At 57.1% G+C, this 26,438-nt stretch carries 18 protein-coding genes; 4 read left to right on the top strand and 14 right to left on the bottom strand.

Features of this window, described 5'->3' with window-relative positions; translation table 11 throughout:
* Positions 1-62: 62 nt before the first annotated feature.
* The 6 genes from ihfB to ACQUTP_RS11940 all read right to left on the bottom strand — a co-directional run bounded on the left by ihfB (position 63) and on the right by ACQUTP_RS11940 (position 6,493).
* Positions 63-350 carry an integration host factor subunit beta gene (gene ihfB / locus ACQUTP_RS11965; protein ID WP_002898165.1) on the bottom strand — a complete coding sequence of 96 codons (288 nt, stop codon included), beginning with the start codon at positions 348-350 and terminating at the stop codon, positions 63-65.
* A gap of 151 nt (positions 351-501) precedes the next feature.
* A complete protein-coding gene (gene rpsA / locus ACQUTP_RS11960) occupies positions 502-2,175 on the bottom strand; it encodes a 30S ribosomal protein S1 (protein WP_002898162.1) in 1,674 nt (557 codons plus the stop codon).
* Between the two features lie 133 nt (positions 2,176-2,308).
* Positions 2,309-2,992: a (d)CMP kinase gene (gene cmk, locus ACQUTP_RS11955; RefSeq protein WP_004201385.1), complete on the bottom strand. Its 684-nt coding sequence runs from the start codon at positions 2,990-2,992 to the stop codon at positions 2,309-2,311.
* 174 nt (positions 2,993-3,166) lie between these two features.
* Positions 3,167-4,450 carry a 3-phosphoshikimate 1-carboxyvinyltransferase gene (aroA, locus tag ACQUTP_RS11950; RefSeq protein ID WP_004201384.1) on the bottom strand — a complete coding sequence of 428 codons (1,284 nt, stop codon included), beginning with the start codon at positions 4,448-4,450 and terminating at the stop codon, positions 3,167-3,169.
* Between the two features lie 73 nt (positions 4,451-4,523).
* A complete protein-coding gene (serC, locus tag ACQUTP_RS11945; protein ID WP_004201383.1) occupies positions 4,524-5,612 on the bottom strand; it encodes a 3-phosphoserine/phosphohydroxythreonine transaminase in 1,089 nt (362 codons plus the stop codon).
* Between the two features lie 188 nt (positions 5,613-5,800).
* Positions 5,801-6,493, bottom strand: a complete 693-nt coding sequence (locus ACQUTP_RS11940) for a DUF421 domain-containing protein (protein ID WP_004201382.1) — start codon at positions 6,491-6,493, stop codon at positions 5,801-5,803.
* A 115-nt stretch (positions 6,494-6,608) separates the two neighbouring features.
* Here ACQUTP_RS11940 and ycaO point away from each other — a divergent pair, with 115 nt between their 5' ends.
* The 4 genes from ycaO (at position 6,609) to pflA (ending at position 12,878) form a co-directional block, all read left to right on the top strand.
* Positions 6,609-8,369: a 30S ribosomal protein S12 methylthiotransferase accessory factor YcaO gene (gene ycaO / locus ACQUTP_RS11935; protein ID WP_096833582.1), complete on the top strand. Its 1,761-nt coding sequence runs from the start codon at positions 6,609-6,611 to the stop codon at positions 8,367-8,369.
* 385 nt (positions 8,370-8,754) lie between these two features.
* Positions 8,755-9,612, top strand: coding sequence for a formate transporter FocA (focA, locus tag ACQUTP_RS11930; protein WP_004201380.1), 858 nt, complete (start codon positions 8,755-8,757; stop codon positions 9,610-9,612).
* A 51-nt stretch (positions 9,613-9,663) separates the two neighbouring features.
* Entirely contained in the window at positions 9,664-11,946 is a 2,283-nt protein-coding gene (gene pflB / locus ACQUTP_RS11925) for a formate C-acetyltransferase (protein ID WP_004201379.1), read from the top strand.
* Between the two features lie 191 nt (positions 11,947-12,137).
* Entirely contained in the window at positions 12,138-12,878 is a 741-nt protein-coding gene (gene pflA, locus ACQUTP_RS11920; RefSeq protein ID WP_002898145.1) for a pyruvate formate lyase 1-activating protein, read from the top strand.
* Positions 12,879-13,036: 158 nt separating this feature from the next.
* Here the strand turns inward: pflA and ACQUTP_RS11915 are convergent, their stop codons facing one another.
* The 8 genes from ACQUTP_RS11915 to ftsK all read right to left on the bottom strand — a co-directional run bounded on the left by ACQUTP_RS11915 (position 13,037) and on the right by ftsK (position 26,325).
* Positions 13,037-14,185 (bottom strand): MFS transporter, encoded by a 1,149-nt coding sequence (locus ACQUTP_RS11915; protein WP_080935882.1) that lies wholly within the window; start codon positions 14,183-14,185, stop codon positions 13,037-13,039.
* A 274-nt stretch (positions 14,186-14,459) separates the two neighbouring features.
* Positions 14,460-15,323 (bottom strand): dimethyl sulfoxide reductase anchor subunit family protein, encoded by an 864-nt coding sequence (locus ACQUTP_RS11910; protein WP_096833560.1) that lies wholly within the window; start codon positions 15,321-15,323, stop codon positions 14,460-14,462.
* A 1-nt stretch (position 15,324) separates the two neighbouring features.
* Complete coding sequence (locus ACQUTP_RS11905; protein ID WP_064794444.1) at positions 15,325-15,942, bottom strand: DMSO/selenate family reductase complex B subunit; 618 nt, start codon at positions 15,940-15,942, stop codon at positions 15,325-15,327.
* Positions 15,943-15,952: 10 nt separating this feature from the next.
* Positions 15,953-18,391, bottom strand: coding sequence for a dimethylsulfoxide reductase subunit A (gene dmsA, locus ACQUTP_RS11900; RefSeq protein ID WP_285756191.1), 2,439 nt, complete (start codon positions 18,389-18,391; stop codon positions 15,953-15,955).
* 198 nt (positions 18,392-18,589) lie between these two features.
* On the bottom strand, positions 18,590-19,882 hold the full coding sequence (gene serS / locus ACQUTP_RS11895; protein WP_048323537.1) for a serine--tRNA ligase: 1,293 nt from the start codon (positions 19,880-19,882) through the stop codon (positions 18,590-18,592).
* Between the two features lie 91 nt (positions 19,883-19,973).
* Positions 19,974-21,317: a replication-associated recombination protein RarA gene (rarA, locus tag ACQUTP_RS11890; protein ID WP_004201370.1), complete on the bottom strand. Its 1,344-nt coding sequence runs from the start codon at positions 21,315-21,317 to the stop codon at positions 19,974-19,976.
* A gap of 8 nt (positions 21,318-21,325) precedes the next feature.
* Positions 21,326-21,937 carry an outer membrane lipoprotein chaperone LolA gene (lolA, locus tag ACQUTP_RS11885; protein WP_004201368.1) on the bottom strand — a complete coding sequence of 204 codons (612 nt, stop codon included), beginning with the start codon at positions 21,935-21,937 and terminating at the stop codon, positions 21,326-21,328.
* Between the two features lie 122 nt (positions 21,938-22,059).
* A complete protein-coding gene (gene ftsK / locus ACQUTP_RS11880; protein ID WP_080935883.1) occupies positions 22,060-26,325 on the bottom strand; it encodes a DNA translocase FtsK in 4,266 nt (1,421 codons plus the stop codon).
* Positions 26,326-26,438 lie beyond the last annotated feature (113 nt).

Below are 26,438 nucleotides of genomic sequence, written 5' to 3'. Positions count from 1 at the left end.
GCGGGCACAAAAAAAGCACCCGAAGGTGCTTTTATCGTCAGGCCGGTTGCACGTCGTGCAACTCACCCTTCATAAATATTGGCGCGGTCACGTAATTCTTTCCCGGGCTTAAAGTGCGGAACGTACTTACCTTCCAGTTCGACTTTATCACCAGTTTTCGGGTTACGTCCGGTGCGAGGTGCACGATAGTGCAGAGAGAAGCTGCCGAAACCGCGGATTTCAATGCGCTCACCTTGAGCAAGCGTTGAGGCCATATGTTCCAGCATTTCTTTAACAGCATCTTCCACCGCTTTCGCCGGAATGTGAGATTGCTGGCTGGCAAGTCTTTCAATCAATTCTGACTTGGTCATTATTCCTCCGGTTTCCTTCAAGGCAAAAATTAGCTAACAGCTTAAACAAGGGCGGCCGTAGCCGCCCTTTGTGCTTGATTACAGGACGAATCCTGCAATCTGTCAAGTAAACTCGTCACTATTCAGGTTGTTATTACCTGAATGACAAAGATTACTCGCCTTTCGCTGCTTTGAACGCTTCAGCCATGGCGTTGTTGGAGAAGTTCGCGTCTTCCTGCTTGTTCACGGTAGCGATAGCGTCTTTTTCTTCCGCTTCGTCTTTCGCACGTACAGACAGGCTCACTACGCGGTTCTTACGATCCACGCCAGTGAATTTCGCTTCAACTTCGTCGCCAACGCTCAGAACCAGAGTTGCGTCTTCAACGCGGTCACGGGATGCTTCAGAAGCACGCAGGTAACCTTCTACGCCGTCAGCCAGTTCTACGGTTGCGCCTTTAGCGTCAACTGCAGTGACTTTACCAACAACGATAGCGCCTTTCTTGTTCAGAGCAACGTAGTTGTTGAACGGATCTTCCGCCAGCTGTTTAACGCCCAGGGAGATACGCTCACGCTCTGCGTCAACCTGCAGAACAACTGCTGCGATTTCGTCGCCTTTTTTGTATTCACGAACTGCTTCTTCGCCTGCAACGTTCCAGGAGATGTCAGACAGGTGAACCAGGCCATCGATGCCGCCGTCCAAGCCGATGAAGATACCGAAGTCAGTGATAGACTTGATTTTACCTTCAACACGGTCGCCCTTGTTGTGGGTTTCCGCGAACTGCTGCCATGGGTTAGATTTGCACTGCTTCAGACCCAGGGAGATACGACGACGTTCTTCGTCGATATCCAGAACCATCACTTCCACTACGTCGCCAACGTTAACAACTTTGGACGGGTGGATGTTTTTGTTGGTCCAATCCATTTCGGAAACGTGAACCAGGCCTTCAACGCCTTCTTCGATTTCAACGAAGCAGCCGTAGTCGGTCAGGTTGGTCACGCGACCGGTCAGTTTGGTACCTTCCGGATAACGTTTAGCGATAGCTACCCACGGATCTTCGCCCAGCTGTTTCAGGCCCAGGGATACACGGGTACGCTCGCGGTCGAACTTCAGCACTTTAACAGTGATTTCGTCGCCAACGTTTACGATTTCGCTCGGATGCTTAACGCGTTTCCAGGCCATATCGGTGATGTGCAGCAGGCCGTCAACGCCGCCCAGATCAACGAATGCACCGTAGTCAGTGAGGTTCTTAACGATACCTTTGACTTCCATGCCTTCCTGCAGGTTTTCCAGCAGCTGATCGCGCTCTGCGCTGTTTTCGGATTCGATAACGGCACGACGAGAAACAACAACGTTGTTACGCTTCTGGTCCAGCTTGATGACTTTGAACTCAAGCTCTTTGCCTTCCAGGTGCAGCGTGTCGCGCACCGGACGAACGTCTACCAGGGAACCCGGCAGGAACGCACGAATACCGTTCAGCTCAACAGTGAAGCCACCTTTAACTTTGCCGTTGATAACACCGGTAACAGTTTCAGCGTCTTCGTAAGCTTTTTCCAGCGTGATCCAAGCTTCGTGACGTTTAGCTTTCTCACGGGACAGCAGAGTTTCACCGAAGCCGTCTTCTACTGCATCCAGAGCAACGTCAACTTCGTCACCAACCTGGATTTCCAGCTCGCCCTGGGCGTTTTTGAACTGCTCAGCCGGGATGGCGGACTCAGATTTCAGACCGGCGTCAACCAGTACTACGTCTTTGTCGATAGCAACAACAACACCACGAACGATGGAACCCGGGCGGGTTTCGATTTCTTTTAAGGATTCTTCAAACAGTTGAGCAAAAGATTCAGTCATGTTTAATCTTCAGGTTAATATTAACGTCCACCTGGCTCCGTGCCGGATGGGGTTGTTTCACATACCCGCTGACCATCCATTGCCGCGGGGTACTGCTATAATTCGGAGGCTTCGGCGCGTTACCGGTTAAGGCTTACGCAACGGCCAATTTTTCGCGCGCATATTGTAGCGCTTTTTCAATCACTTGCTCAATGTTTAGTTCGGTTGAATCGAGAACTAATGCATCGGCAGCCGGGACAAGCGGCGCCACGGCGCGATTTCTATCGCGATCGTCACGCTCTTTTATCTCGGACAAAAGACGTTCAAAGTTAACATCAAAGCCCTTTTCCTGCAACTGCCGCATGCGGCGATGCGCTCGCTCATCGGCCGAGGCATCGAGGAAAATTTTCACCGGCGCGTCCGGGAAAACCACCGTGCCCATATCGCGCCCGTCGGCGATAAGCCCCGGCAGTTCACGGAAGGCGCGCTGGCGGCGCAGCAGCGCTTCGCGAACGCGAGGGAAAGCCGCCACCTTCGAGGCGGCGTTCGCGACCTCCTGGGTGCGAATTTCGCCGCTGACATCTTCCCCTTCCAGCACCACTTCCAGGTTGCCGTCAGTAGAAATAAAGCGCACGTCAAGATGGGCAGCCAGGGGTACCAGCGCCTCTTCGGACTCCACGTCAACATGATGATGCAGCGCCGCCAGCGCCAGAACGCGGTAGATCGCGCCTGAATCTAACAGATGCCAGCCCAGCGCTTCCGCCATTGCCTTGCACAACGTACCTTTACCCGCACCGCCAGGCCCATCAATGGTGATTACCGGAATATTCGCCGTCATCTTTTTCTCCTTCAGCAAGGCGCATGGAATATAAACGCCGCGCATTATACGCATCAATACGCCGGAAAGTGAGCATTGCTTGTAAATTACGGACTACAGGAAATGAAAAGCAGAAGTTTTGCGCAATTATAGCGGGCTGACAGGACATCAGCCCGCGGGATGACAAAGTTTTACTCAGGCGAGGGTACTAATCCGCGCCAGTTGCTCAAAATAGTCGGGGAACGTTTTCGCCGTACATTTGGGATCAAGGATAGTCACCGGTGTATCAGAAAGCGCCACCAGCGAGAAGCACATCGCCATCCGGTGGTCGTTATAGGTGCCGATTTCAGCAAACTTCAGCGTCGCCGGCGGGGTGATGCGAATATAATCTTCACCCTCTTCCACCTCGGCGCCTACTTTACGCAGTTCTGTCGCCATGGCGAACAGACGGTCCGTCTCCTTGACCCGCCAGTTGTAGATATTGCGCAGCGTGGTAGTGCCTTGCGCGAACAGCGCGGCGGTGGCGATGGTCATCGCGGCGTCCGGAATATGGTTCATATCCATATCGATAGCCTTGAGCTCGCCACGGGTGCAGGCGATGAAATCGTCGCCCCAGGTGACGGTGGCACCCATTTTTTCCAGTACGTCGGCGAAACGAATGTCGCCCTGTACGCTGCCGCGGCCGATACCGGTAACCTTCACCGTGCCGCCCTTAATGGCGCCAGCGGCGAGGAAATACGAGGCCGATGAAGCATCTCCTTCCACCAGGTAATCCCCCGGTGACTGATACTGTTGCTTGCCGCGCACCACAAAGCGCTGATAAGACTGGTTGTCCACCTCAACCCCGAAGGTTTTCATCAGGTGCAGGGTGATGTCGATATAGGGTTTCGACACCAGATCGCCCTTAATGGCGATAACGGTATCCTGCGGCGCCAGCGGCGCGGCCATCAGCAGCGCGGTCAGGAACTGGCTGGAGACACTGCCGTCAACGTCGACGTTGCCCCCCTGGAACCCCCCGCGCAGGCGCAGCGGCGGATAATTGTCCTGCTCCAGATAGTCGATCTGAGCGCCGCCCTGACGCAGGGCATCCACCAGATGGCCAATCGGGCGCTCTTTCATTCGCGGCTCGCCGGTCAGCACGATATCGTTGCTGCCAAGGCACAGAGCTGCCGCCAGCGGGCGCATCGCGGTACCGGCGTTGCCGAGGAACAGCTCCAGCGCCGCTGCGGCATGCAGCGGGCCGCCGTTGCCGGTCACTTCACAGCGGGTACGGTCAGCAGACAGGGTATATTGAACCCCCAGCGCACTCAGGGCATTCAGCATATGGCGCACATCGTCGCTGTCCAGCAGGTTGGTCAGCACCGTCGTGCCGCGGGCCAGGGCGGCCAGCAGCAGCGCGCGGTTGGAGACGCTTTTCGAACCTGGCAGGTTCACGGTGCCCTCTACGCGTGCGATGGGTTGTAACGTCAGGGATTCCATCAAACTTCACTCTCAAACAAACAGAATAAAAACCCCGCAGACAGGCCGCGGGGAGGAAGAAAGAAACGGGCGATTAACCGTGGCGGCGTTCGAAGTCCAGCATAAAATCGGTTAACGCCTTCACGCCGTCCAGCGGCATCGCGTTGTAGATGGAGGCACGCATGCCGCCCACCACCCGGTGGCCCTTCAGCGCGTGCAGCCCGGCGGCAAACGACTCTTCAAGGAACAGTTTATCCAGCGCGCTGTCCGCCAGCTGGAACGGCACGTTCATGCGGGAGCGGTTGGCTTGCGCCACATCGTTACGATAGAAGCCGCTGTTATCGATCACGCCATACAGCAGTTCGGCTTTCTGCTGGTTGATCTTGTCCATCGCGGCGACGCCGCCCTGCTGTTTCAGCCACTTAAACACCAGACCGGCCAGATACCAGGCGAACGTCGGCGGCGTGTTAAACATCGAGTCATTCTCGCTTAACACGGTGTAGTCGAGGATTGACGGGCAGGCCACGCTGGCTTTACCCAGCAGATCTTCACGCACGATAACCAGCGTCAACCCTGCCGGGCCGATATTCTTCTGCGCGCCAGCGTAGATCACGCCGTAGCGGTTGACGTCAATTTCGCGAGACAGAATAGTGGAGGAGAAATCGGCGGTCACGATGACGTCGTCGCCGAAGTTCGGCGTATCGTCAATCGCGATACCGTCAATGGTTTCGTTCGGGCAGTAGTGCAGATACGCCGCGCCCGGCGTCAGCTGCCACTCGCTCATTGGCTTGACCGCGCGCTTGCCGTCGACGGTGATTTTCGCGTCGATGACGTTAGGCGTGCAGTATTTCTTCGCCTCTTTGACCGCGCTGGCCGCCCAATAGCCGGCGTCCACATAGTCAGCGACGTTTTTATCGCCGAGGATGTTCAGCGGGATCCCGGCGAACTGGCCGCGGCCGCCGCCATGGCAGAACAACACTTTATAGTTGGAAGGGATGTTCAGCAGAGAACGGAAGTCCTGTTCTGCCTCTTCTGCCACCTGGATGAATTCCTTACCACGGTGACTGATTTCCATGACCGACGTACCCAGACCGTGCCAGTCGCACAGTTCCTGCTGAGCCAGTTTGAGTACTTCCGCCGGCAGCATTGCCGGGCCCGAACTGAAGTTATAGACCTGAGCCATTTCCCCTCACCACGTTGCTATGTTGTTTTGCCCGCGAACCGCCGCGGGCATAAGTTATTCCTGTGGCTATCGGTTTTATCATTCAGTGACACGGTCCGCAATGGCTAAAACTCGCCGACGGCAAAACGCGGCAGCCGTCACACAACAGAATCTATCGGCTTGACGTAATAAAACCGACATATTTGCTGTCAGGTGAGCCGTTTCGCCCGGCTGGCCTTCGACCATTCTGCATTTGCGCAGCGGGGACATATTCGCTTTTCTCCCGCCTGCATCGCCATCACGATGCTGCAGCGTACGCAGGCGTAGATCCCTTCCTGAGGAATAGTGGTATAGCGCGTGGTGCAGTGCGTCGGGAGGATCGACAACCCGGCCCTCACCTCGTCATCGGGATAATAAAACACGCTGATCTGGCCGTTGGTTTCAAGGATCGCCAGCCGCACCTGGCCGAGCTGCTCGACGCTGTTGACCCGCAGCTCCATAAAAAATTCAAATTCGGTCATATTTTCCGCATGCAGTTTCTCCCAGGCCAACTGCCCCTCCTCCACCACCACGATAGGTTTCCCCTCCAGCAGATCCTCCAGCTTTTCGCTATGCCCCATCAGCCACATGATGCCGCGATAAAGCAGCGCCAGCGTGACGAAGACCACCAGCACCGGCAACAGCGGGACATCGTCATAAAACGCCACGTCTCCCGCCGCCGAACCGAGGGTCAAAATAATCAGCACCTCAAACAGCGACATCTGCCGCACGCCGCGCCGTCCGGTAATTTTGAGGAAAATAAAGACCAGAACGAAGGTGTAGAGGCTGCGCAGCGCCACCTCGCCGAGAAATTCCACCGGCACTTTATCGAGCGCCATCCGCTGCCAGTCAAAGGCTTTCATTATCATCTCCCTGAGCATTAAAAGATGTCTCTAAGCATAGCCAGATGATGGAGATAGCACCTGTCAGATAAAAGCCGTATCATTGCGCGCTTTCCGTACGACAAAAGTGATCGCCATGACCCAAACGTTTATTCCCGGCAAAGATGCCGCCCTGGAAGATTCCATCGCTCGCTTCCAGCAAAAATTGCTCGACCTCGGATTTGATATCGAAGAGGCCTCGTGGCTGAACCCGGTGCCGCACGTGTGGTCCGTTCACATTCGCGATAAGGAATGCGCGCTGTGCTTTACTAATGGTAAAGGCGCCACCAAAAAGGCAGCCCTCGCCTCCGCGCTGGGCGAATATTTCGAGCGCCTGTCCACCAACTATTTTTTCGCTGACTTCTGGTTAGGCGACACTATCGCTAATGGCCCGTTCGTTCACTACCCGAACGAAAAGTGGTTCCCGCTGACCGAAGACGACGAGGTCCCGGAAGGCCTGCTGGATGCTCGTCTGCGCGCGTTCTACGATCCGGACGATGAGCTGACGGCCAGCATGCTGGTGGATCTGCAATCCGGTAATGATGAGCGCGGCGTGTGCGGCCTGCCCTTTACCCGCCAGTCCGACGGCGAAACGGTCTATATTCCTATGAATATCGTCGGCAACCTGTATGTCTCCAACGGCATGTCCGCCGGCAACACCCGTAATGAAGCTCGCGTGCAGGGCCTGTCCGAAGTCTTTGAGCGCCACATCAAAAATCGCATCATCGCCGAAAGCATCAGCCTGCCGGAGATCCCGGCGGAGGTCATGGCGCGCTATCCGGGCGTCGTGGAGTCGATCGCCAAACTGGAAGCCGAAGGTTTCCCGATCTTTGCCTATGATGGCTCGCTGGGCGGCAAGTATCCGGTTATCTGCGTCGTGCTGTTTAACCCGGCAAACGGCACCTGCTTCGCCTCTTTCGGCGCCCACCCGGACTTCGGCGTGGCGCTGGAGCGTACGGTCACCGAACTGCTGCAGGGCCGTAGCCTGAAAGATCTCGACGTCTTCACGCCGCCGACCTTCGACGATGAAGAAGTCGCCGAGCACGCTAACCTCGAAACCCACTTTATCGACTCCAGCGGCCTGATTTCCTGGGATATGTTCAAGCAGGATGCCGACTATCCGTTCGTGGACTGGAGCTTCTCCGGCACCACAGAAGAAGAGTTCGCCACCCTGATGGCCATCTTCAAGGCCGAAGATAAAGAAGTATATATCGCCGACTACGAGCACCTGGGCGTTTACGCCTGCCGTATCATCGTCCCGGGGATGTCGGATATTTACCCAGCGGAAGATCTGTGGCTGGCGAACAACAGCATGGGCGCTCATCTGCGCGACACCATTCTGTCCCTGCCGGGCAGCGAGTGGGAAAAAGAAGATTACCTGGCGCTGATCGAGCAGATGGACGATGAGGGTCTGGATGATTTCACCCGCGTTCGCGAACTGCTGGGCCTCGCCACCGGCAAAGACAACGGCTGGTATACCCTGCGCGTCGGGGAGCTGAAAGCCATGCTGGCCCTGGCCGGCGGCGATCTGGAGCAGGCGCTGATCTGGACCGAGTGGACCATGGAGTTCAACGCTTCGGTCTTCAGCGCCGAACGTGCTAACTACTATCGCTGCCTGCAGACCCTGCTGCTGCTGAGCCAGGAAGAGGAGCGTCAGCCGCTGCAATACCTGAACGCCTTCATCCGTATGTACGGCGCCGAGGCGGTCGAAGCCGCCAGCGCGGCGCTGAGCGGGGAAGCGCCGTTCTATGGCCTCCAGGCTGTCGACAGCGATCTGCAGGCCTTCCCGGCCCATCAGTCGCTACTGAAGGCTTATGAAAAACTGCAGCGGGCGAAGGCGGCGTTCTGGGCAAAATAAGCCCTAAGCGCGCCATCGTGGTTGCCAACAACGGAGCCCAATGTGGCTCCGTTGATTTCACCAGACGAGGTGGCCACTATAGTTTGTAGTTGTAAAGTTAATTAATAGTAAATAACGCGCTTATAACATTTACCATTCGTTAATTTTAAATAAAATACTCCATATTAATTAACTCAAGAAATGGCGTGAAAACGAAAAAATTCAACATAATTTATAAATTTTAAAATTTATTTTCCTAATAATATTCAATCACTTAATTCAATAAATCACAAAAACCACACACTAAAAAGGCATATAGTTCCGGTGAGATATGATCTATATCAATTTCCCTTCTATAATGCTTTGTTAGTATCTCACCGCCAACTTATATAAAGAGAGAGTTAGTGTGAAAGCTGACAACCCTTTTGATCTTTTGCTCCCTGCCGCGATGGCGAAAGTCGCCGAAGAAGCAGGTGTCTATAAAGCAACGAAGCATCCGATGAAGACCTTTTATCTGGCGATCACCGCTGGCGTTTTCATCTCCATCGCTTTCGTATTCTATATCACCGCGACCACCGGCACTGCCGCGATGCCTTATGGGATTGCCAAGCTTATCGGTGGGGTCTGTTTTTCCCTGGGTCTGATTCTGTGCGTTATCTGCGGCGCTGACCTCTTTACCTCTACGGTATTGATCGTGGTGGCGAAAGCCAGCGGTCGAATTACCTGGGGGCAACTGGCAAAAAACTGGCTCAACGTCTATTTTGGTAACCTGGTGGGCGCACTGCTGTTTGTGCTGCTGATGTGGTTATCAGGCGAATATATGACTGCCAACGGCGGTTGGGGGCTTAATGTCCTGCAGACCGCTGACCACAAAATGCACCATACTTTTGTGGAGGCCGTGAGCCTGGGTATCCTCGCTAACCTGATGGTTTGTCTCGCCGTATGGATGAGCTATTCCGGTCGTAGCCTGATGGATAAAGCGATGATCATGGTCCTGCCGGTAGCGATGTTCGTTGCCAGCGGCTTTGAGCACAGCATCGCCAACATGTTTATGATCCCGATGGGTATCGTAATCCGCAACTTTGCAAGCCCGGAATTCTGGACCGCAATCGGTTCGACTCCGGAAAGTTTCTCTCACTTGACCGTTATGAACTTCATCACTGATAACCTGATTCCGGTAACTATCGGGAACATTATCGGCGGGGGTCTGCTGGTCGGGTTGACATACTGGGTCATTTACCTGCGTGGCAACGACCATCACTAAGGGTTGTTTCAGGCAGTAAATAAAAAATCCACTTAAGAAGGTAGGTGTTACATGTCCGAGCTTAATGAAAAGTTAGCCACAGCCTGGGAAGGTTTTGCGAAAGGTGACTGGCAGAATGAAGTCAACGTCCGTGACTTTATTCAGAAAAACTACACCCCATATGAAGGCGACGAATCCTTCCTGGCTGGCGCGACTGAAGCGACCACCAAGCTGTGGGACACCGTAATGGAAGGTGTAAAACAGGAAAACCGCACTCACGCGCCTGTTGATTTTGACACTGCCCTGGCTTCCACCATCACCTCTCACGACGCAGGCTATATCGAGAAAGGTCTGGAAAAAATCGTTGGTCTGCAGACCGAAGCGCCGCTGAAACGTGCGATCATCCCGTTTGGTGGTATTAAAATGGTTGAAGGTTCCTGCAAAGCGTACAATCGCGAACTGGACCCGATGCTGAAAAAAATCTTCACCGAGTACCGTAAAACTCACAACCAGGGCGTTTTCGACGTCTATACTCCGGACATCCTGCGCTGCCGTAAATCCGGCGTACTGACCGGTCTGCCGGATGCTTACGGCCGTGGTCGTATCATCGGTGACTACCGTCGCGTTGCGCTGTACGGTATCGACTTCCTGATGAAAGACAAATTCGCCCAGTTCAACTCTCTGCAAGCGAAACTGGAAAGCGGCGAAGATCTGGAAGCGACCATCCGTCTGCGTGAAGAAATTGCTGAACAGCACCGTGCGCTGGGCCAAATCAAAGAGATGGCGGCTAAATATGGCTACGACATCTCCGGTCCGGCAACCACCGCTCAGGAAGCTATCCAGTGGACCTACTTCGGTTACCTGGCTGCCGTGAAATCTCAGAACGGCGCGGCAATGTCCTTCGGTCGTACCTCCAGCTTCCTGGATATCTACATCGAACGTGACCTGCAGGCGGGTAAAATCACCGAGCAAGACGCGCAGGAAATGGTTGACCACCTGGTCATGAAACTGCGTATGGTTCGCTTCCTGCGTACCCCGGAATACGATGAACTGTTCTCCGGCGACCCGATTTGGGCAACGGAATCCATCGGCGGTATGGGCGTTGACGGCCGTACTCTGGTGACCAAAAACAGCTTCCGCTTCCTGAACACCCTGTACACCATGGGGCCGTCTCCGGAGCCGAACATCACTATCCTGTGGTCTGAAAAACTGCCGCTGAGCTTCAAGAAATTCGCGGCTAAAGTGTCCATCGATACCTCTTCTCTGCAGTATGAGAACGATGACCTGATGCGTCCGGACTTCAATAACGACGACTACGCTATCGCATGCTGCGTAAGCCCGATGGTTGTTGGTAAGCAAATGCAGTTCTTCGGTGCTCGCGCCAACCTCGCGAAAACCATGCTGTACGCTATCAACGGCGGCGTGGATGAAAAACTGAAAATGCAGGTGGGTCCGAAATCTGAACCGATCAAAGGCGACGTCCTGAACTTCGACGAAGTCATGGAGCGCATGGATCACTTCATGGACTGGCTGGCTAAACAGTACGTCACTGCGCTGAACATCATCCACTACATGCACGACAAGTACAGCTACGAAGCCTCTCTGATGGCGCTGCACGACCGTGACGTTATCCGCACCATGGCGTGTGGTATCGCGGGTCTGTCCGTTGCTGCTGACTCCCTGTCTGCTATCAAATATGCGAAAGTTAAACCGATTCGTGACGAAGACGGTCTGGCTGTTGACTTCGAAATCGAAGGCGAATATCCGCAGTTTGGTAACAACGATGCTCGCGTCGATGATATGGCCGTTGACCTGGTTGAACGTTTCATGAAGAAAATTCAGAAACTGCACACCTACCGCAACGCGATCCCGACTCAGTCTGTTCTGACCATCACCTCTAACGTGGTATATGGTAAGAAAACCGGTAACACCCCAGACGGTCGTCGCGCTGGCGCGCCGTTCGGACCAGGTGCTAACCCGATGCACGGTCGTGACCAGAAAGGCGCTGTTGCCTCTCTGACCTCCGTAGCGAAACTGCCGTTTGCTTACGCGAAAGATGGTATCTCTTACACCTTCTCTATCGTACCGAACGCACTGGGTAAAGATGACGAAGTTCGTAAGACCAACCTGGCGGGTCTGATGGATGGTTACTTCCACCACGAAGCGTCCATCGAAGGTGGTCAGCACCTGAACGTGAACGTGATGAACCGCGAAATGCTGCTCGACGCGATGGAAAACCCGGAAAAATATCCGCAGCTGACCATCCGCGTATCTGGCTACGCTGTACGTTTTAACTCCCTGACTAAAGAACAGCAGCAGGACGTTATTACCCGTACCTTCACTCAGACCATGTAATTCCCTGTCTGACTGAAAAAGCGTACAATAAAGGCCCCACATCAGTGGGGCCTTTTTAACAAGCAATCCCCGCCCTAGCCTGCTTTGCCAGTTATCTATACTTTGGGTATCTGTCAAAACAGACTCGACACAGCCGCTGAGCTGTGCACCAACACGGCCCCGGATGGGCCACATCTGGAGAAAACACCGCAATGTCAGTTATTGGTCGCATTCACTCCTTTGAATCCTGTGGCACCGTTGATGGCCCGGGCATCCGCTTTATTACCTTTTTCCAGGGCTGCCTGATGCGTTGCCTGTACTGCCATAACCGTGATACATGGGATACCCACGGCGGCAAAGAAATCACCGTTGAAGAGCTCATGAAAGAGGTGGTGACCTATCGTCACTTTATGAATGCTTCCGGCGGCGGCGTCACCGCATCCGGCGGTGAGGCGATCCTGCAGGCGGAGTTTGTTCGCGACTGGTTCCGCGCCTGTAAGAAAGAAGGTATTCATACCTGTCTCGATACCAACGGCTTTGTCCGTCGCTACGATCCGGTTATCGACGAACTGCTGGAGGTAACAGACCTGGTGATGCTGGATCTCAAGCAGATGAATGATGAGATTCACCAGAACCTGGTCGGCGTCTCTAACCATCGTACGCTGGAATTCGCCCAGTATCTGGCGAAGAAGAATATCAATGTCTGGATCCGCTACGTGGTGGTTCCGGGCTGGTCAGACGATGATGACTCCGCACACCGCCTGGGCGAATTTACCCGCGATATGGGCAATGTCGAAAAAATCGAGCTGCTGCCCTACCATGAGCTGGGCAAACACAAATGGGTAGCGATGGGCGAAGAATACAAGCTGGACGGCGTCCATCCGCCGAAGAAAGAGACCATGGAGCGGGTAAAAGGCATCCTTGAGCAGTATGGTCATAAAGTGATGTACTAATCCCACCCGGGCCGGTGAAGCACCTATGCCGGCCTGCAACGGAGTGGGAAGCCGTGTCCGTCCAGCCGTTTCTCATGCAAAGCGGCAGGTTGGCTGTGCAGCAGCAAGCTTAGGTAATTGAAGCGGATGACGCGCAGCATGCGCTGCGCGTTACAGGATCAGGCGTGCGCCACCGGCGTTGGATGATGCCCGGCTTTGCGCAGCAGGGTCAGCAGATAGATAAACGACACGCTGGCGATCATGATAAACAGCAGGTTATCCGAGAAGTTCTGCATCAGCATCGCCGTCAGCGTCGGGCCCAGCAGGCTGCCGATGGTATAGCTCATCAGCAGCGCCTGGTTCATCGCTACCAGCTGATGGTGCTCCACTTTCTCACAGGCCCAGGCCATCGCCACCGGATACAGCGTGAAACCGGATGCCCCAAGCACAAACAGCGCCGGCGCCATTGCCGCCTGGCTGAGCATCGCCAGACATCCCAGAATCACCACAAAAACCTGCACCCGCAGCACCAGCAGGCGACCGTAGCGGTCTGCCAGCCGCCCTACCGGCCACTGGCCGAGGATCCCCGCGCTCACCATCACCGCCATCCAGAAGCCAATGCCGGCGTCGCTGACGCCCTGATGGTTTAGCCACAGCGGCATAAGACCATAAAGCGAGCCGAGGACAATCCCCGAGATAATACAGCCATTGACCCCGTGGCGCGCCTGGCGCAGCTTAAGCATCGGCCAGATCCGTACCGTTTCATGCGGCTCTTCGGCCTGCCCCATAATGCGGGTAAACAGCAGCGGCAGGATCGCCGCCAGCGCCAGGCCCGTCACCCACGGCAGGACGCTCATTAAATCAGTGGGTAGTTTACTGACCATCAGTTGGCCGAGTACGGTACCAACGTAATAAACCATCATGTACGCCGCCAGCAGACGACCGCGGCTGCGAGAAGTGCCGCTGCAGACCAGCGCACTTTCCACTACCACCCAAATCATCGCGCAGCCTACGCCGGCGATAAACCGCCAGCTCAGCCACGTCCAGAAGCCCACGGTGATCCCCAGCCCTACGCAGCCGACGGCAAAGATTATCGACGCGAGATAATAGCTGCGGTTAAACCCCAGGCGCTTGATCACCCAGCCGGCAAGCAACGTACCGGCCAGGTTGCCGGTAAAATAAGATGACCCCACCATGCCGACCTGCCAGGTTGGCATATTTTCATGAGCGAGCCACAGCGGGACGAGCGTATTCAGCACCGCTATCGCCAGGGTCAGTAAAAGCAGGCCACAGAGCAGCATTTGCACTGGCCGGGTGTAGATGGTCATGGGTAAAAACCGTGAGGAATGTTCAGATCGCGAGCGCATCATGCCACCGCTAAAAACATTGTCAATCCACCTGAAATCAGGCCTGACGCGGTTTTGCAGGGCACGATAGAAGTTTTTTATCCACAGAAGGGGGAAAGGTGAGGCAACAAATAATACGCTATTGTTTTTCTTAATTTATTAATAAATCCCGGCGTTAATTTCAGTCGAAAAATTTCATCTATCAACAGCACGTTTTCATCATGCCGGCACGCCTGCGCCGGCATGATGACGCTGATTAACTGGCGATAGCCATCCCGACGGTCATATGCAGACCATAGAATACGCCGCGGCCAATCATCTCTCCCGCCAGCACCAGAACAAACGCCAGGCCGAGCAGCGAGACCGCCGGCTTGCGGCCGCGAATCTGCGGCACGCACCAGCAGGCCAGGGCAAGCGCCAGCAGCACCACGCGCCAGGCCATAAGCAGCCCATAATCCGGCACCAGGGCGGAGGCCTGCTGAATTGAGCTGCGGATAGTGGCGAGTTCACTCCCCTGCATCAGGACCACCACAATACTCGCCAGCAGCGCCAGCAAAGTGACCACCGGCAGCAGGCGCAGCGCCCAACCGTCGACGTCTGCGACGCGCAGCAGCAGGTAGCCCAGCAGCGGGCCGCCGATAAACAGCGTCAGGAAGAAGCTCAGCGGCGTCCAGACGGTATACCAGGTCGGCACCGTGTCGATGGTGTTATAGACCCGCACCATCATCCAGACGAAGATCACCCCCAACGCCATGGTCACTACCAGCCACAGGCTACGCAGTCCGGCAGGCAGCTTTTTGCACACGGCCAGCAGCCAGCCAATCCCGCCAATGGCGAAGAAGATCGCCCCGCTGGCTATCTCATTACTCAGCGACGAGGCCCCCACGCGATTGAGCGAGTTAAAGGCCCGCAGCGGCGAACCGAGGTGCATTGTCGAGGCGATAAACCCGATCCCCATCAATACCCACAGGCCGAACATGCTGCCCACCACGCGCTGCTCCTGCTCACGGGGAAGCTTACCCGTCATCAGCGTCAGCGCCAGGACGATGAAGCCGCCCGCGACGCACTGGCCGAAGACCGTAAAGATCATCAGCGGCCATTCATGCCATCCGTTTCCCATCTCACACCTCCTTCGGGTTCGCCAGGTAACCGGTGGTATCGCCACACGGCCGGGCATTGGCGTTAGGTTTGATCACGATGCTCGGCCGGGTAAAGTGCGCCGAAGGCAGCGGCGCCACCGCCGCCAGCTGGCCGTGCTTAGCGCGCAGTTCGGCAATCGGCCCGAAATCCAGCGCCCGCAGCGGGCAGGACTCGACGCAGATCGGCTTTTTCCCTTCGGCGACGCGCTCGTGGCAGCCGTCGCACTTAGTCATATGGCCTTTATCGGCGTTATACTGCGGCGCGCCGTACGGACAGGCCATATGGCAGTAACGGCAGCCAATGCAGACCTCTTCGTTGACCACCACAAAACCGTCTTCGCGCTTGTGCATCGCACCGCTCGGGCAGACCTTGGTGCAGGCCGGATCTTCGCAGTGGTTACAGGCGATGGAGAGGTAATAGGCGAACACGTTCTGATTCCAGACGCCGTTATCCTCCTGCCAGTCGCCGCCGACATATTCATAGATGCGGCGGAAGCTGACCTCCGGGGTCAGATTTTTGTAGTCCTTACAGGCCAGTTCGCAGGTCTTGCAACCGGTGCAACGGGCGGAATCAATAAAAAATCCATACTGAGTTGTCATCGGTTACTCCTTACAGCTTCTCAACCTGGACGAGGTTGGTATGCGACGGGTTCCCCTTCGCCAGCGGCGAGGGGCGCTGGGTGGTCAGCACGTTAATGCTGCCCGCCTGATCCACGCGCGAGGCGTCCGGGTTATACCAGGCCCCTTCCCCCAGCGCGACCACGCCCGGCATCATGCGCGGGGTCACCTTCGCTTCGATATGCACTTCCCCACGGTCGTTGAAGATGCGAATGCGATCGCCGTTGGCAATGCCGCGCTGGCGGGCATCGATCGGGTTAATCCACATCTCCTGCCGACAGGCAGCCTTCAGTACATCGACGTTGCCGTAGGTTGAATGGACGCGCGATTTATAGTGGAAGCCGGTCAGCTGTAGCGGGTATTTCGCCGTCAGCGGATCGTTGTAGTTTTCGAAGCCCGGGGTGTAGATCGGCAGCGGATCGATGACATCCCCTTCCGGCAGCTCCCAGGTGGCGGCGATTTTCGCCAGATCCTGCGAGTAAATTTCGATCTTGCCCGAAGGCGTGGTCAGCGGATTAGCCTGCGGATCCTCACGGAAGGCTTTGTAGGCCACATGATGACCTTGCGGATCGCGCTGCTTATAGATGCCCTGCTGACGGAAGGTGTCGAAATCCGGCAGGTCGGGAATCGCTTTGCGCGACTGCTCATACAGATAGCGCATCCAGCCTTCCTGGGTACGGCCTTCGGTAAATTTCTCCTCGACGCCAAGGCGCTTCGCCAGCTCGCTGGTCATCTCATAGATGGTTTTACATTCGAAACGCGGCTTAATGGCCTGGTCGGCAAAGATGACGTAGGACATGTTGCCGCAGGAGGCATCTAGCGCGAAATCCATCTGCTCAGAGGCGGTGCAGTCCGGCAGCAGAATATCGGCGTATTTCGCTGACGAGGTCATATGACAGTCGATGACCACAATCATCTCGCACTTCTTATCGTCCTGCAGGATCTCGTGGGTGCGGTTGATCTCAGAGTGCTGGTTGATCAGGCAGTTGCCCGCATAATTCCAGATCATTTTGATCGGCACATCGAGCTTATCTTTGCCACGCACCCCATCGCGCAGGGCGGTCATTTCCGGACCACGCTCAATCGCATCGGTCCACATAAACATCGAGATGCTGGTCTGAACAGGATTCTCCAGCGTCGGCATACGTTCAAACGGCAGGCTGTAGGAGCCCTCGCGCGCGCCGCTATTGCCGCCGTTGATCCCGACGTTACCGGTCAGAATGGCGAGCATCGCGATAGCCCGGGTGGCGATTTCGCCGTTGGCATGACGCTGCGGCCCCCAGCCCTGGCTGATATAGGCCGGTTTAGCGGTGGCAATTTCCCGCGCCAGTTTAACAATGCGTTCGCGCGGAATACCGGTAATGGTCGAGGCCCACTCCGGCGTTTTGGCGATACCGTCAGTGCCCTCGCCAAGAATGTAAGCTTTGTAATGACCATTGGCTGGCGCACCGGCGGGCAGCGTTTTCTCGTCGTATCCCACGCAGTATTTATCGAGGAACGGCTGATCGACCAGATTCTCGGTGATCATCACCCACGCCAGACCCGATACCAGCGCCGCATCGGTGCCGGGGCGAATCGGGATCCATTCATCTTCGCGTCCGGCGCCGGTGTCGGTATAGCGCGGATCGATAATGATCATCCGGGCATTGGATTTCTGGCGCGCCTGCTCAAGATAGTAGGTCACCCCGCCGCCGCTCATCCGCGTTTCCCCGGAGTTGTTGCCGAACAGCACTACCAGCTGGCTGTTTTCAATATCCGACGGGCTGTTGCCATCTGCCCAACCGCCGTAGGTGTAATTCAACCCGGCAGCAATCTGCGCGGATGAATAGTCGCCGTAATGATTGAGATACCCGCCGCAGCAGTTCATCAGACGGGCAATCAGGGTTTTCCCCGGCGGCCAGGAGCGGGTCAGCGTGCCACCCAGCGTGCCGGTGCCGTAGTTCAGATAGATGGACTCGTTGCCGTAATCTTTAATCAGCCGCTGCGTCGTGCTGGCGATGATATCGAAAGCCTCTTCCCAGCTGATTTGCTCGAATTTACCCTCACCGCGTTTACCTACGCGCTTCATGGGGTATTTCAGCCGATCGGGGTTATAAACCCGGCGGCGCATAGAACGTCCGCGCAGGCAGGCGCGCACCTGATGCAGGCCGTCATAGTTATCGTCACCGGTATTATCGGTTTCAACGTATTTAATCGCGCCATCCACCACGTGCATGCGCAGCGGGCAGCGGCTACCGCAGTTGACGGTGCATGCGCTCCAGACCACCTTCTCACTGGCCGGGGCTGGCGTGTCGGCGGCATGGGCCATACGGGAAAAGGGTAACGTTAGTGCGTTGCTGGCCAGCGCCAGGCCGCCTATTGCCGTGGTTTTCATCAGACCACGGCGGCTTACCTCAGCAGCCAGTAAAGCATCGGGGGCTTTAATTTTCATGGATACTCGCTTTGGTTGCTCACAATAAACTGATAAGCGCTATATAGTCATATATATAATGCTTTGAAATATTATTGGTTTTTTATGCTGATTTAATCCAAAGGGAGTATCACTGCATTCGCGGAAGGGATTATTGCCCGGTATCAATAAGGGTGTAAAAAAAGCGCCCGCAGGCGCTTTTAAGGGAGATGGTAAAAATTAACCGATATATTCGAGGCCGCGCATATACGGGCGCAGGATTTCCGGGATCTCGATACGGCCATCGGCCTGCTGATAGTTTTCCATCAGCGCCACCAGCGTACGACCAACCGCCAGGCCAGAACCATTCAGGGTATGAACGAGACGGGTCTTCTTGTCGGACTTGCTACGGCAGCGAGCCTGCATACGACGCGCCTGGAAATCCCAGACGTTAGAGCAGGAAGAGATCTCACGGTAGGTGTTCTGCGCCGGGACCCACACTTCGAGGTCATAGGTTTTGCAGGCGCTGAAGCCCATATCGCCGGTGCACAGCGCGACCTTACGGTACGGAAGGCCCAGCAGCTGCAGCACTTTCTCGGCGTGTCCGGTCATCTCTTCCAGCGCCGCCATGGATTCTTCCGGACGGACAATCTGCACCATCTCAACTTTATCGAACTGGTGCATACGGATCAGACCGCGGGTGTCGCGACCATAAGAACCCGCTTCGGAACGGAAGCACGGCGTATGGGCGGTCATTTTGATCGGCAGATCGTCTTCATCGATAATTTCATCACGCACCAGGTTGGTCAGCGGCACTTCCGCCGTCGGGATCAGCGCGTAGTTGCTGCTGTCAGCCTCTTCTTCCAGCGGGCGAGTATGGAACAGGTCGCCGGCGAATTTCGGCAGCTGGCCGGTGCCATACAGGGTGTCCTGGTTTACCAGGTACGGGACATAGTTTTCGCTATAGCCATGCTGTTCAGTGTGCAGATCCAGCATGAACTGCGCCAGGGCGCGGTGCAGACGGGCCAGCTGGCCTTTCATCACCACGAAGCGCGAACCGGTGAGCTTAACGGCGGCGGCAAAATCCAGCCCGCCGTGCATTTCACCCAGCGTCACGTGATCGCGCACGTCAAAATCGAACTGGCGCGGCGTGCCCCAGCGGCTGACTTCAACGTTGTCGTTTTCGTCACGGCCAACCGGCACGTCATCGTGAGGAATATTCGGGATCGCCAGCGCGATATCGCGGATTTCCGCCAGCAGCGCTTCCAGCTCGGATTTTGCGGCATCCAGCTGTTCGCCGAGTTTGTTCACTTCCAGGCGTAATGGCTCGATGTCTTCCCCGCGCGCTTTCGCCTGGCCAATGGATTTCGATCGGGAGTTGCGCTCCGCCTGCAGGTTTTCCGTTTGCACCTGCAGAACTTTACGACGCTCTTCAAGCGCGCGAAGTTTATCTACATCCAGCTTAAAGCCCCGGCGTGCCAGTTTTTCTGCGACTGCGTCTGGCTCGGTACGCAGCAGATTGGGATCGAGCATGCTTATCCTGTGCTTATCGAATTAAAAAAAGAAAAGTGGCCGCAGGCTACGGCCACGGAAATAGTGTAATAACCTTACCGCAACGCCTCAATTAGCGGTAGCGTTTTATCGGGCTATTTTGATCCTGTTCAGCGAGCCAGGCGAGCTTTTCGCCAATTTTGCCCTCAAGCCCCCGGTTTGTCGGGTGATAATAGCGCGTTTGCGCCATTTCCTGCGGGAAGTACTGCTCGCCGGCGGCGTAGGCGTTAGGTTCGTCATGAGCGTAGCGATACTCCTGCCCGTAGCCCATCTCTTTCATCAGCTTCGTCGGCGCATTGCGCAGATGCACCGGAACGTCATAGTCCGGACGGTCTCGCGCATCGGCCAGCGCCGCTTTAAAGGCGGTGTAGACCGCATTGCTCTTCGGCGCGCAGGCCAGATAGACAATAGCCTGGGCAATCGCCCGTTCGCCTTCCGCCGGCCCGACGCGGGTGAAGCAGTCCCACGCCGATATGGCCACCTGCATCGCCCGCGGATCGGCGTTGCCGACGTCTTCCGAGGCAATCGCCAGACAACGGCGGGCAACATACAGCGGATCGCCCCCGGCGGTGATGATCCGCGCGTACCAGTAAAGCGCCGCGTCCGGCGCGCTACCGCGCACCGACTTATGCAGGGCGGAAATCAAATCGTAGAAACGGTCGCCTTTATTATCAAAGCGCGCGCTGCGCTCGCCGGCGATCTCGGTCAGCAGTTCCGCCTTCAGCACCCGCTTGCCCGCATCATCGCTCTCGGCCATATCGGCCATCATTTCCAGGGTATTCAGCGCTCGCCGCGCGTCGCCGTTCACCAGTTCGGCGATGGCCCTGCGGGTCTCATCCGGCAAAACGATATCCTGGCCGCCGTAGCCGCGGGTTTTATCGTTCATCGCCTGGTCAAGCACCCGCTCGATATCGTCGGTAGTGAGCGATTTCAGTAAATAGACGCGGGCGCGGGAGAGCAGCGCTGAGTTAAGCTCAAAGGAAGGGTTTTCGGTGGTCGCGCCAATAAAAGTGATAGTGCCATCTTCAATATGCGGCAGAAAGGCATCCTGCTGGCTTTTATTGAAGCGATGCACTTCGTCAACAAACAGAATCGTTCGTCGGCCGGCGTTGCGATTCTGCCGCGCGCGCTCAATGGCCTCGCGGATCTCTTTCACCCCGGAGGTCACCGCCGAGATCCTTTCGACATCGGCGCTGGCATAACGGGCGATAACTTCCGCCAGGGTAGTCTTGCCGGTACCCGGCGGCCCCCAGAGGATCATCGAATGCAGGTGCCCGGCTTCGATCGCCCGCGGCAGGGGTTTGCCCGGCGCCAGCAGGTGCTGCTGGCCAATATACTGCGCTAAATTTTCTGGCCGCATGCGAGCGGCCAGAGGTTGAAACGCGTTGTCGGAAAAATCGAGCGACAGATTGCTCACTTTCGCCTCTACTTACGTTGATCGTCCACCGTCACCCCTTTCGGCGGCGTAAAGGTGAACTTAGATGCGTCGACGGCGCCGTTCTGCTGCGATTTCAGCTGATAGCTGCTGCGCTGATCGTCCTGCTCGACGGCGCTGAACTGATGGATGGTGCCGTCCCGACCGACGTTGATCGTGAACTGCTTCAGGTTGCCGCTGCCGCTTTTCGGCGTCAGCACAAAATCATCGCCGTTTTGTTTGATATTGTACTGCTGCCAGTCGCTGGACTGGTTGCGGGCAATCAGCATAAACGGCGTGTTGCTGGTGGCGTCTTTCAGCCAGGTCGCCGTGGCCTGCTCGACGAACGGGTTATAGAACCACAGGGTTTTACCATCCGAAACGAGGACGCTCTCATCCGGCTGGGTCATATGCCAGTTAAACAGATTCGGGCGTTTTACCCACAGGTCGCCCTGTCCGTCCTGCACGGCGTTGCCGCTGCCGTCGGTGACTTTTTGCGTGAAGCTGGCATGGAAGCTGCTCACTTTATCAAGACGGCTTTTTAAGTCACTGGCCGCATCTGCCCAGACCTGGCTGACGACCATACCAGACAGTAATGCACAGGTGATTGCGAGTTTTTTCATTGTTCTTCCTTAATGTGCGTCACTCCCGACGCGGGAGCCTCTTCTGCCCCTAATGTAGGACCGCCGACGGCGGCGGGACAGAAGAATTGGCTGATTTTGCGCTTATTTACCCAACTTTGCACTCATTCAAAGGGCGGCGGCGCCAGTACTTCGCGGTTACCGTTATGGCCCTGCTCGCTGACAATGCCCTGCGCTTCCATCTGTTCGATGATACGCGCGGCACGGTTATAGCCAATGCGGAACTGGCGCTGCACCCCGGAAATCGACGCTTTACGCTTCTCGGTCACAAAGCTGACCGCCTGATCGAACAGCGGATCCAGCTCTTCACCGCCGTCGAAACCGCCGCCGCCGCCTTCGCTTTCGCTGTCGGAGGTAATGCCGTCAACATACTGCGGACGACCGCGGGCTTTCCAGTCCTGAACCACAGCGTGGACTTCCTGGTCGCGAACAAACGCCCCATGGACGCGCACCGGCGTGGTGGAGTTCGGCCCGGAGTAGAGCATATCCCCCATCCCGAGCAGCGATTCCGCACCGCCCTGATCGAGAATGGTACGCGAGTCAATTTTACTCGACACGGTAAAGGCGATACGCGTCGGAATGTTGGCCTTAATCAGACCGGTAATGACATCCACCGACGGACGCTGCGTCGCCAGCACCAGGTGGATCCCCGCCGCACGCGCTTTCTGCGCCAGGCGAGCGATCAGCTCTTCCACCTTCTTACCGACGGTCATCATCAGGTCGGCGAATTCGTCCACCAGCACCACTATGTACGGTAGCTTTTCCAGTACCGGGTGCACGGCGTCCATACTGTCGCCTGGCTTCCAGTATGGATCCGGGATCGGACGGCCCATGCGTGCCGCTTCAGCAATCTTCTCGTTATAGCCCGCCAGATTACGTACGCCCAGCGCCGACATTAGCTTGTAGCGACGCTCCATCTCGTTGACGCTCCAGCGCAGCGCATTGGCGGCGTCTTTCATGTCGGTGACCACTTCCGTCAGCAGATGCGGAATACCTTCGTAGACCGACAGCTCGAGCATTTTCGGGTCGATCATAATGAAACGCACATCTTCCGGCTGCGCTTTGTAGAGCATGCTGAGGATCATGGCGTTGACGCCGACTGACTTACCGGAACCGGTGGTACCGGCCACCAGCAGGTGCGGCATTTTCGCCAGATCGGCCACCACCGGATCGCCGGCGATGTCTTTACCCAGCACCACGGTCAGCGGCGACGGGTTATCACGGAACTTGCTGTTGTCGAGCACTTCACGCAGGTAGACGGTCTGGCGCTTTTTATTCGGCAGCTCAAGCCCGACATACGGTTTACCCGGGATCACTTCCACCACGCGCACGGCGACCGTGGACAGCGAACGCGCCAGATCCCGTGACAGGTTAGAGATTCGCGCCGCTTTGACGCCAGGCGCCAGATTCAGTTCGAAGCGGGTGATCACCGGCCCCGGCGAGTAGTTCACCACATCCGCTTTAATGCGGAAATCGGCGAGTCGCGCTTCCACCAGTCGTGCCATCTGCTCAAGAGCAAAGGTATCGACCGGCTCGACTTCACTGGGCGGCGGCGTGAGCAGATCCAGCGACGGCAGCGGCGTTGTCGGCTTTTGCAGCGGTCGACTATCGCCATTGCGCATCAGCAGCGGGTGGATCAGGCTCTCCTGCGGCGCAGGCGCGGCAGGCTGGTGCCCCTGTGGGGCAACCGGCTGTTGCTGCTGCACGGGCTGCGGCGCAGTCTGGTAAGGCTGCTGCGGCACTGGCTGAGGGTGTACCGGCTGGTGCTGCGCAGGTTGATAACCCTGCTGCGGAGCGGCGGTCGGTTGTTGATAGTGCTGGGCTGGCTGCTGCGGCTGTACTTCCGGTGTCGGCGTAAACAGCGGCTCGCTCGGACCCTCATTGACCAGCGTTTTCATCGGCGAGAATTCATAATCCGCCGGCGAGAACGGATTAGCGCCCGGCGGCTGCTCGGAGGCGTAGCGCTGCTGCTGGGTGGCGGCAAACTGGCGCGCCAGCTCCGCTTCCGCCGCGGCATCGGCGTCATCGTCATCAGTCGCGTTATCGTCTTCCCAGCGATGGCCATAGCGCTGCTGTTGAGTGGCGGCGAACTGGCGAGCCAGCTCATCCTGCTCCATAGCATCCGCTTCCTCATCCGAGAGCAGCTCATCATCATAATGGGGGTCGCGCTCGGCCTGCCGCGCGCGCTGTTCAGCTTCCCGCTGCGACGGTAGCTTGATGCCGTAGGAGGCCAGTTCCCGACGCGTCGGGACGCGAACGCGATTTGGCCGCGGTAGTTTTGGACCAATGCCCTCTTTCACCTGGACCCGAGGTCCGCTGGAGGCCGGGCTGAACAATGGCGCTGTCGCTGCGGACGCGGCGGTCGCCGTCTTCGCAGCGGCTGCGCCGCCGCTGGCAGCCGTTGCCTGATGCACTCCTGCCGCCACCGCAGAAACTACGGTTGACTCCACGGGCGGTTTGGACGGCGAGGCGGGCGGCGTCAGCGGTTTGGTGGCGATCGGACTTTCCGGCTCCGGAATAGGCTGATACCAGGAAGCCAGCAGCTCGCGTTCGCGCGCCCGCTTCTCTTCCACTTCCTCGAAATAATAGAGCGGCGGACGTTTCACTTCTTCCTGCACGACCTCAGGCTCTGGCTGCGCGGCAGGTACCGGCGCGGGCTCAGGCTGATACGCCTGCGGCGCAGGCTGACCGGCATGCGGATCGTAAGCCGGCTGCTGATACGGCGCAGGCTCGGGTTGATACCCCTGCGGCGCAGGCTGGACAGCATGCGGATCGTAAACCGGCTGCTGATACGGCGCCGGCTCAGGCTGATACCCCTGCGGCGCAGGCTGAGCAACATGTGGATCGTAAACCGACTGCTGATACGGCGCCGGCTCTGGCTGATACCCCTGCGGCGCAGGCTGGACGGCATGCGGATCGTAAACCGGCTGCTGATACGGCGCAGGCTCAGGCTGATACGCCTGCGGCGCAGGCTGACCGGCATGCGGATCGTAAGTCGGCTGCTGATACGGCGCAGGCTCGGGTTGATACCCCTGCGGAGCCGGCTGACCGGCATACGGATCGTAAACCGGCTGCTGATACGGCGCAGGCTCGGGTTGATACCCCTGCGGCGCAGGCTGGCCGGCATACGGATCGTAAACCGGCTGCTGATACTGCACTGGCTCAGGCTGATACGCCTGCGGTGCCGGCTGACCGGCATGAGGAGCATAAGCAGGCTGCTGATACGGTGCCGGCTCTGGCTGGTAGGGCTGCGGCGGGTAACCAGCTTCCGGCTGATAAACCGGCGCAGCGCCCTGATGACCAGCCGGTGATTCGGCCCACGGCTGCGGCGCGGCAGTGGCCGCCGCCGCCGCGCCCACCGGCTCAGCGATACTCTGGCCGTTCAGCAACGGATCGTAAGGGTCGAAATCGCCCGGGCGAGCGGCGCTGGCGCCGGAGAACAACACATCATTCTCTGCGGGACGCGCGGCGCTGGCGCCGGAAAACAGTACATCGTCGGCGGCAACAGGCGCACCGCTGGCGCTGTACTGCACTGCCTCTTCCCCGTCATCCATCCGTTTGCCGGAGAAAAGCGCCGCGTCGGTTTTACGCCCCATGGGGTTGGTAAACTTCTCAGCGAGACGTTTACGCCGCGCCAGTGCGCTGCGCAAGATACGGGCGCGACGCGACTCCTGGGGGGTTGCCGCCTCTTCGTCGTCGTACTCTTCATCGTCGTCTTCGTATTCGCCTTCATCGACCCAGGTATCATCCCGACGGGTACGATTGCTGGCAAAGGTGAGCACGGACAGGATGCCGCCGCCCAGTTTTTCCGCAATGCTGACCCACGACCAGCCGGTAAACAGCGTCAGGCCGGCTGCCCAGATGCACAACAGCGCGATGGTGCCGCCGCTGCTGTGCAGCAGCGGTTGCAGGGTGGTGCTCAGCAGGCTGCCAATCACCCCGCCAGAGGCGAAGTACCAGATATCATCGGCGTTAATCGCCGCCAGACCGCAGGAGGTCAGGATCAGGGCTAACGCACCGATGAGGCGCAGCGAAACGGCGAAATAATCAATATATTCGTCATTTTCCTGATGCCGCCAGGCAAACCAGCATCCGCCGATGATGATCACCGGGATGGTGTAGGCCATGACGCCAAAAATGAAAAAGAGGGTATCGGCAAGCCACGCGCCGGGGGCGCCGCCTAAATTATGGATAGGCTCATGCCATGCCGTTTGCGACCAGCTTGGGTCCGAGGGGTTAAAGCTCAGTAATGCCGCCATCAGCCAGATGGCGAAGAGGGAGCAAAGGATGAGCATCGCCTCGAGGAGTCGGCGCCCGCTGCTGAGTTTGGTAAGTTTGACTTCTTTGTCTTCGGTGTATTCCTGGCTCAAGAAAGGCTCTCCAGGTATCAGGCTGTTTCCTGCCTGCTGCTAAAACGGACAACAGCGCCGGGTCTCCCCGGCACTGTTGCTGTATGGATTAACAGGAGTGTAATCAAACTACG

This window comes from Klebsiella sp. 2-CIP_Kleb., assembly GCF_050378715.1.
GTDB lineage: Bacteria > Pseudomonadota > Gammaproteobacteria > Enterobacterales > Enterobacteriaceae > Klebsiella > Klebsiella quasipneumoniae.
This window is presented reverse-complemented; position numbering and strand designations above follow the sequence as displayed.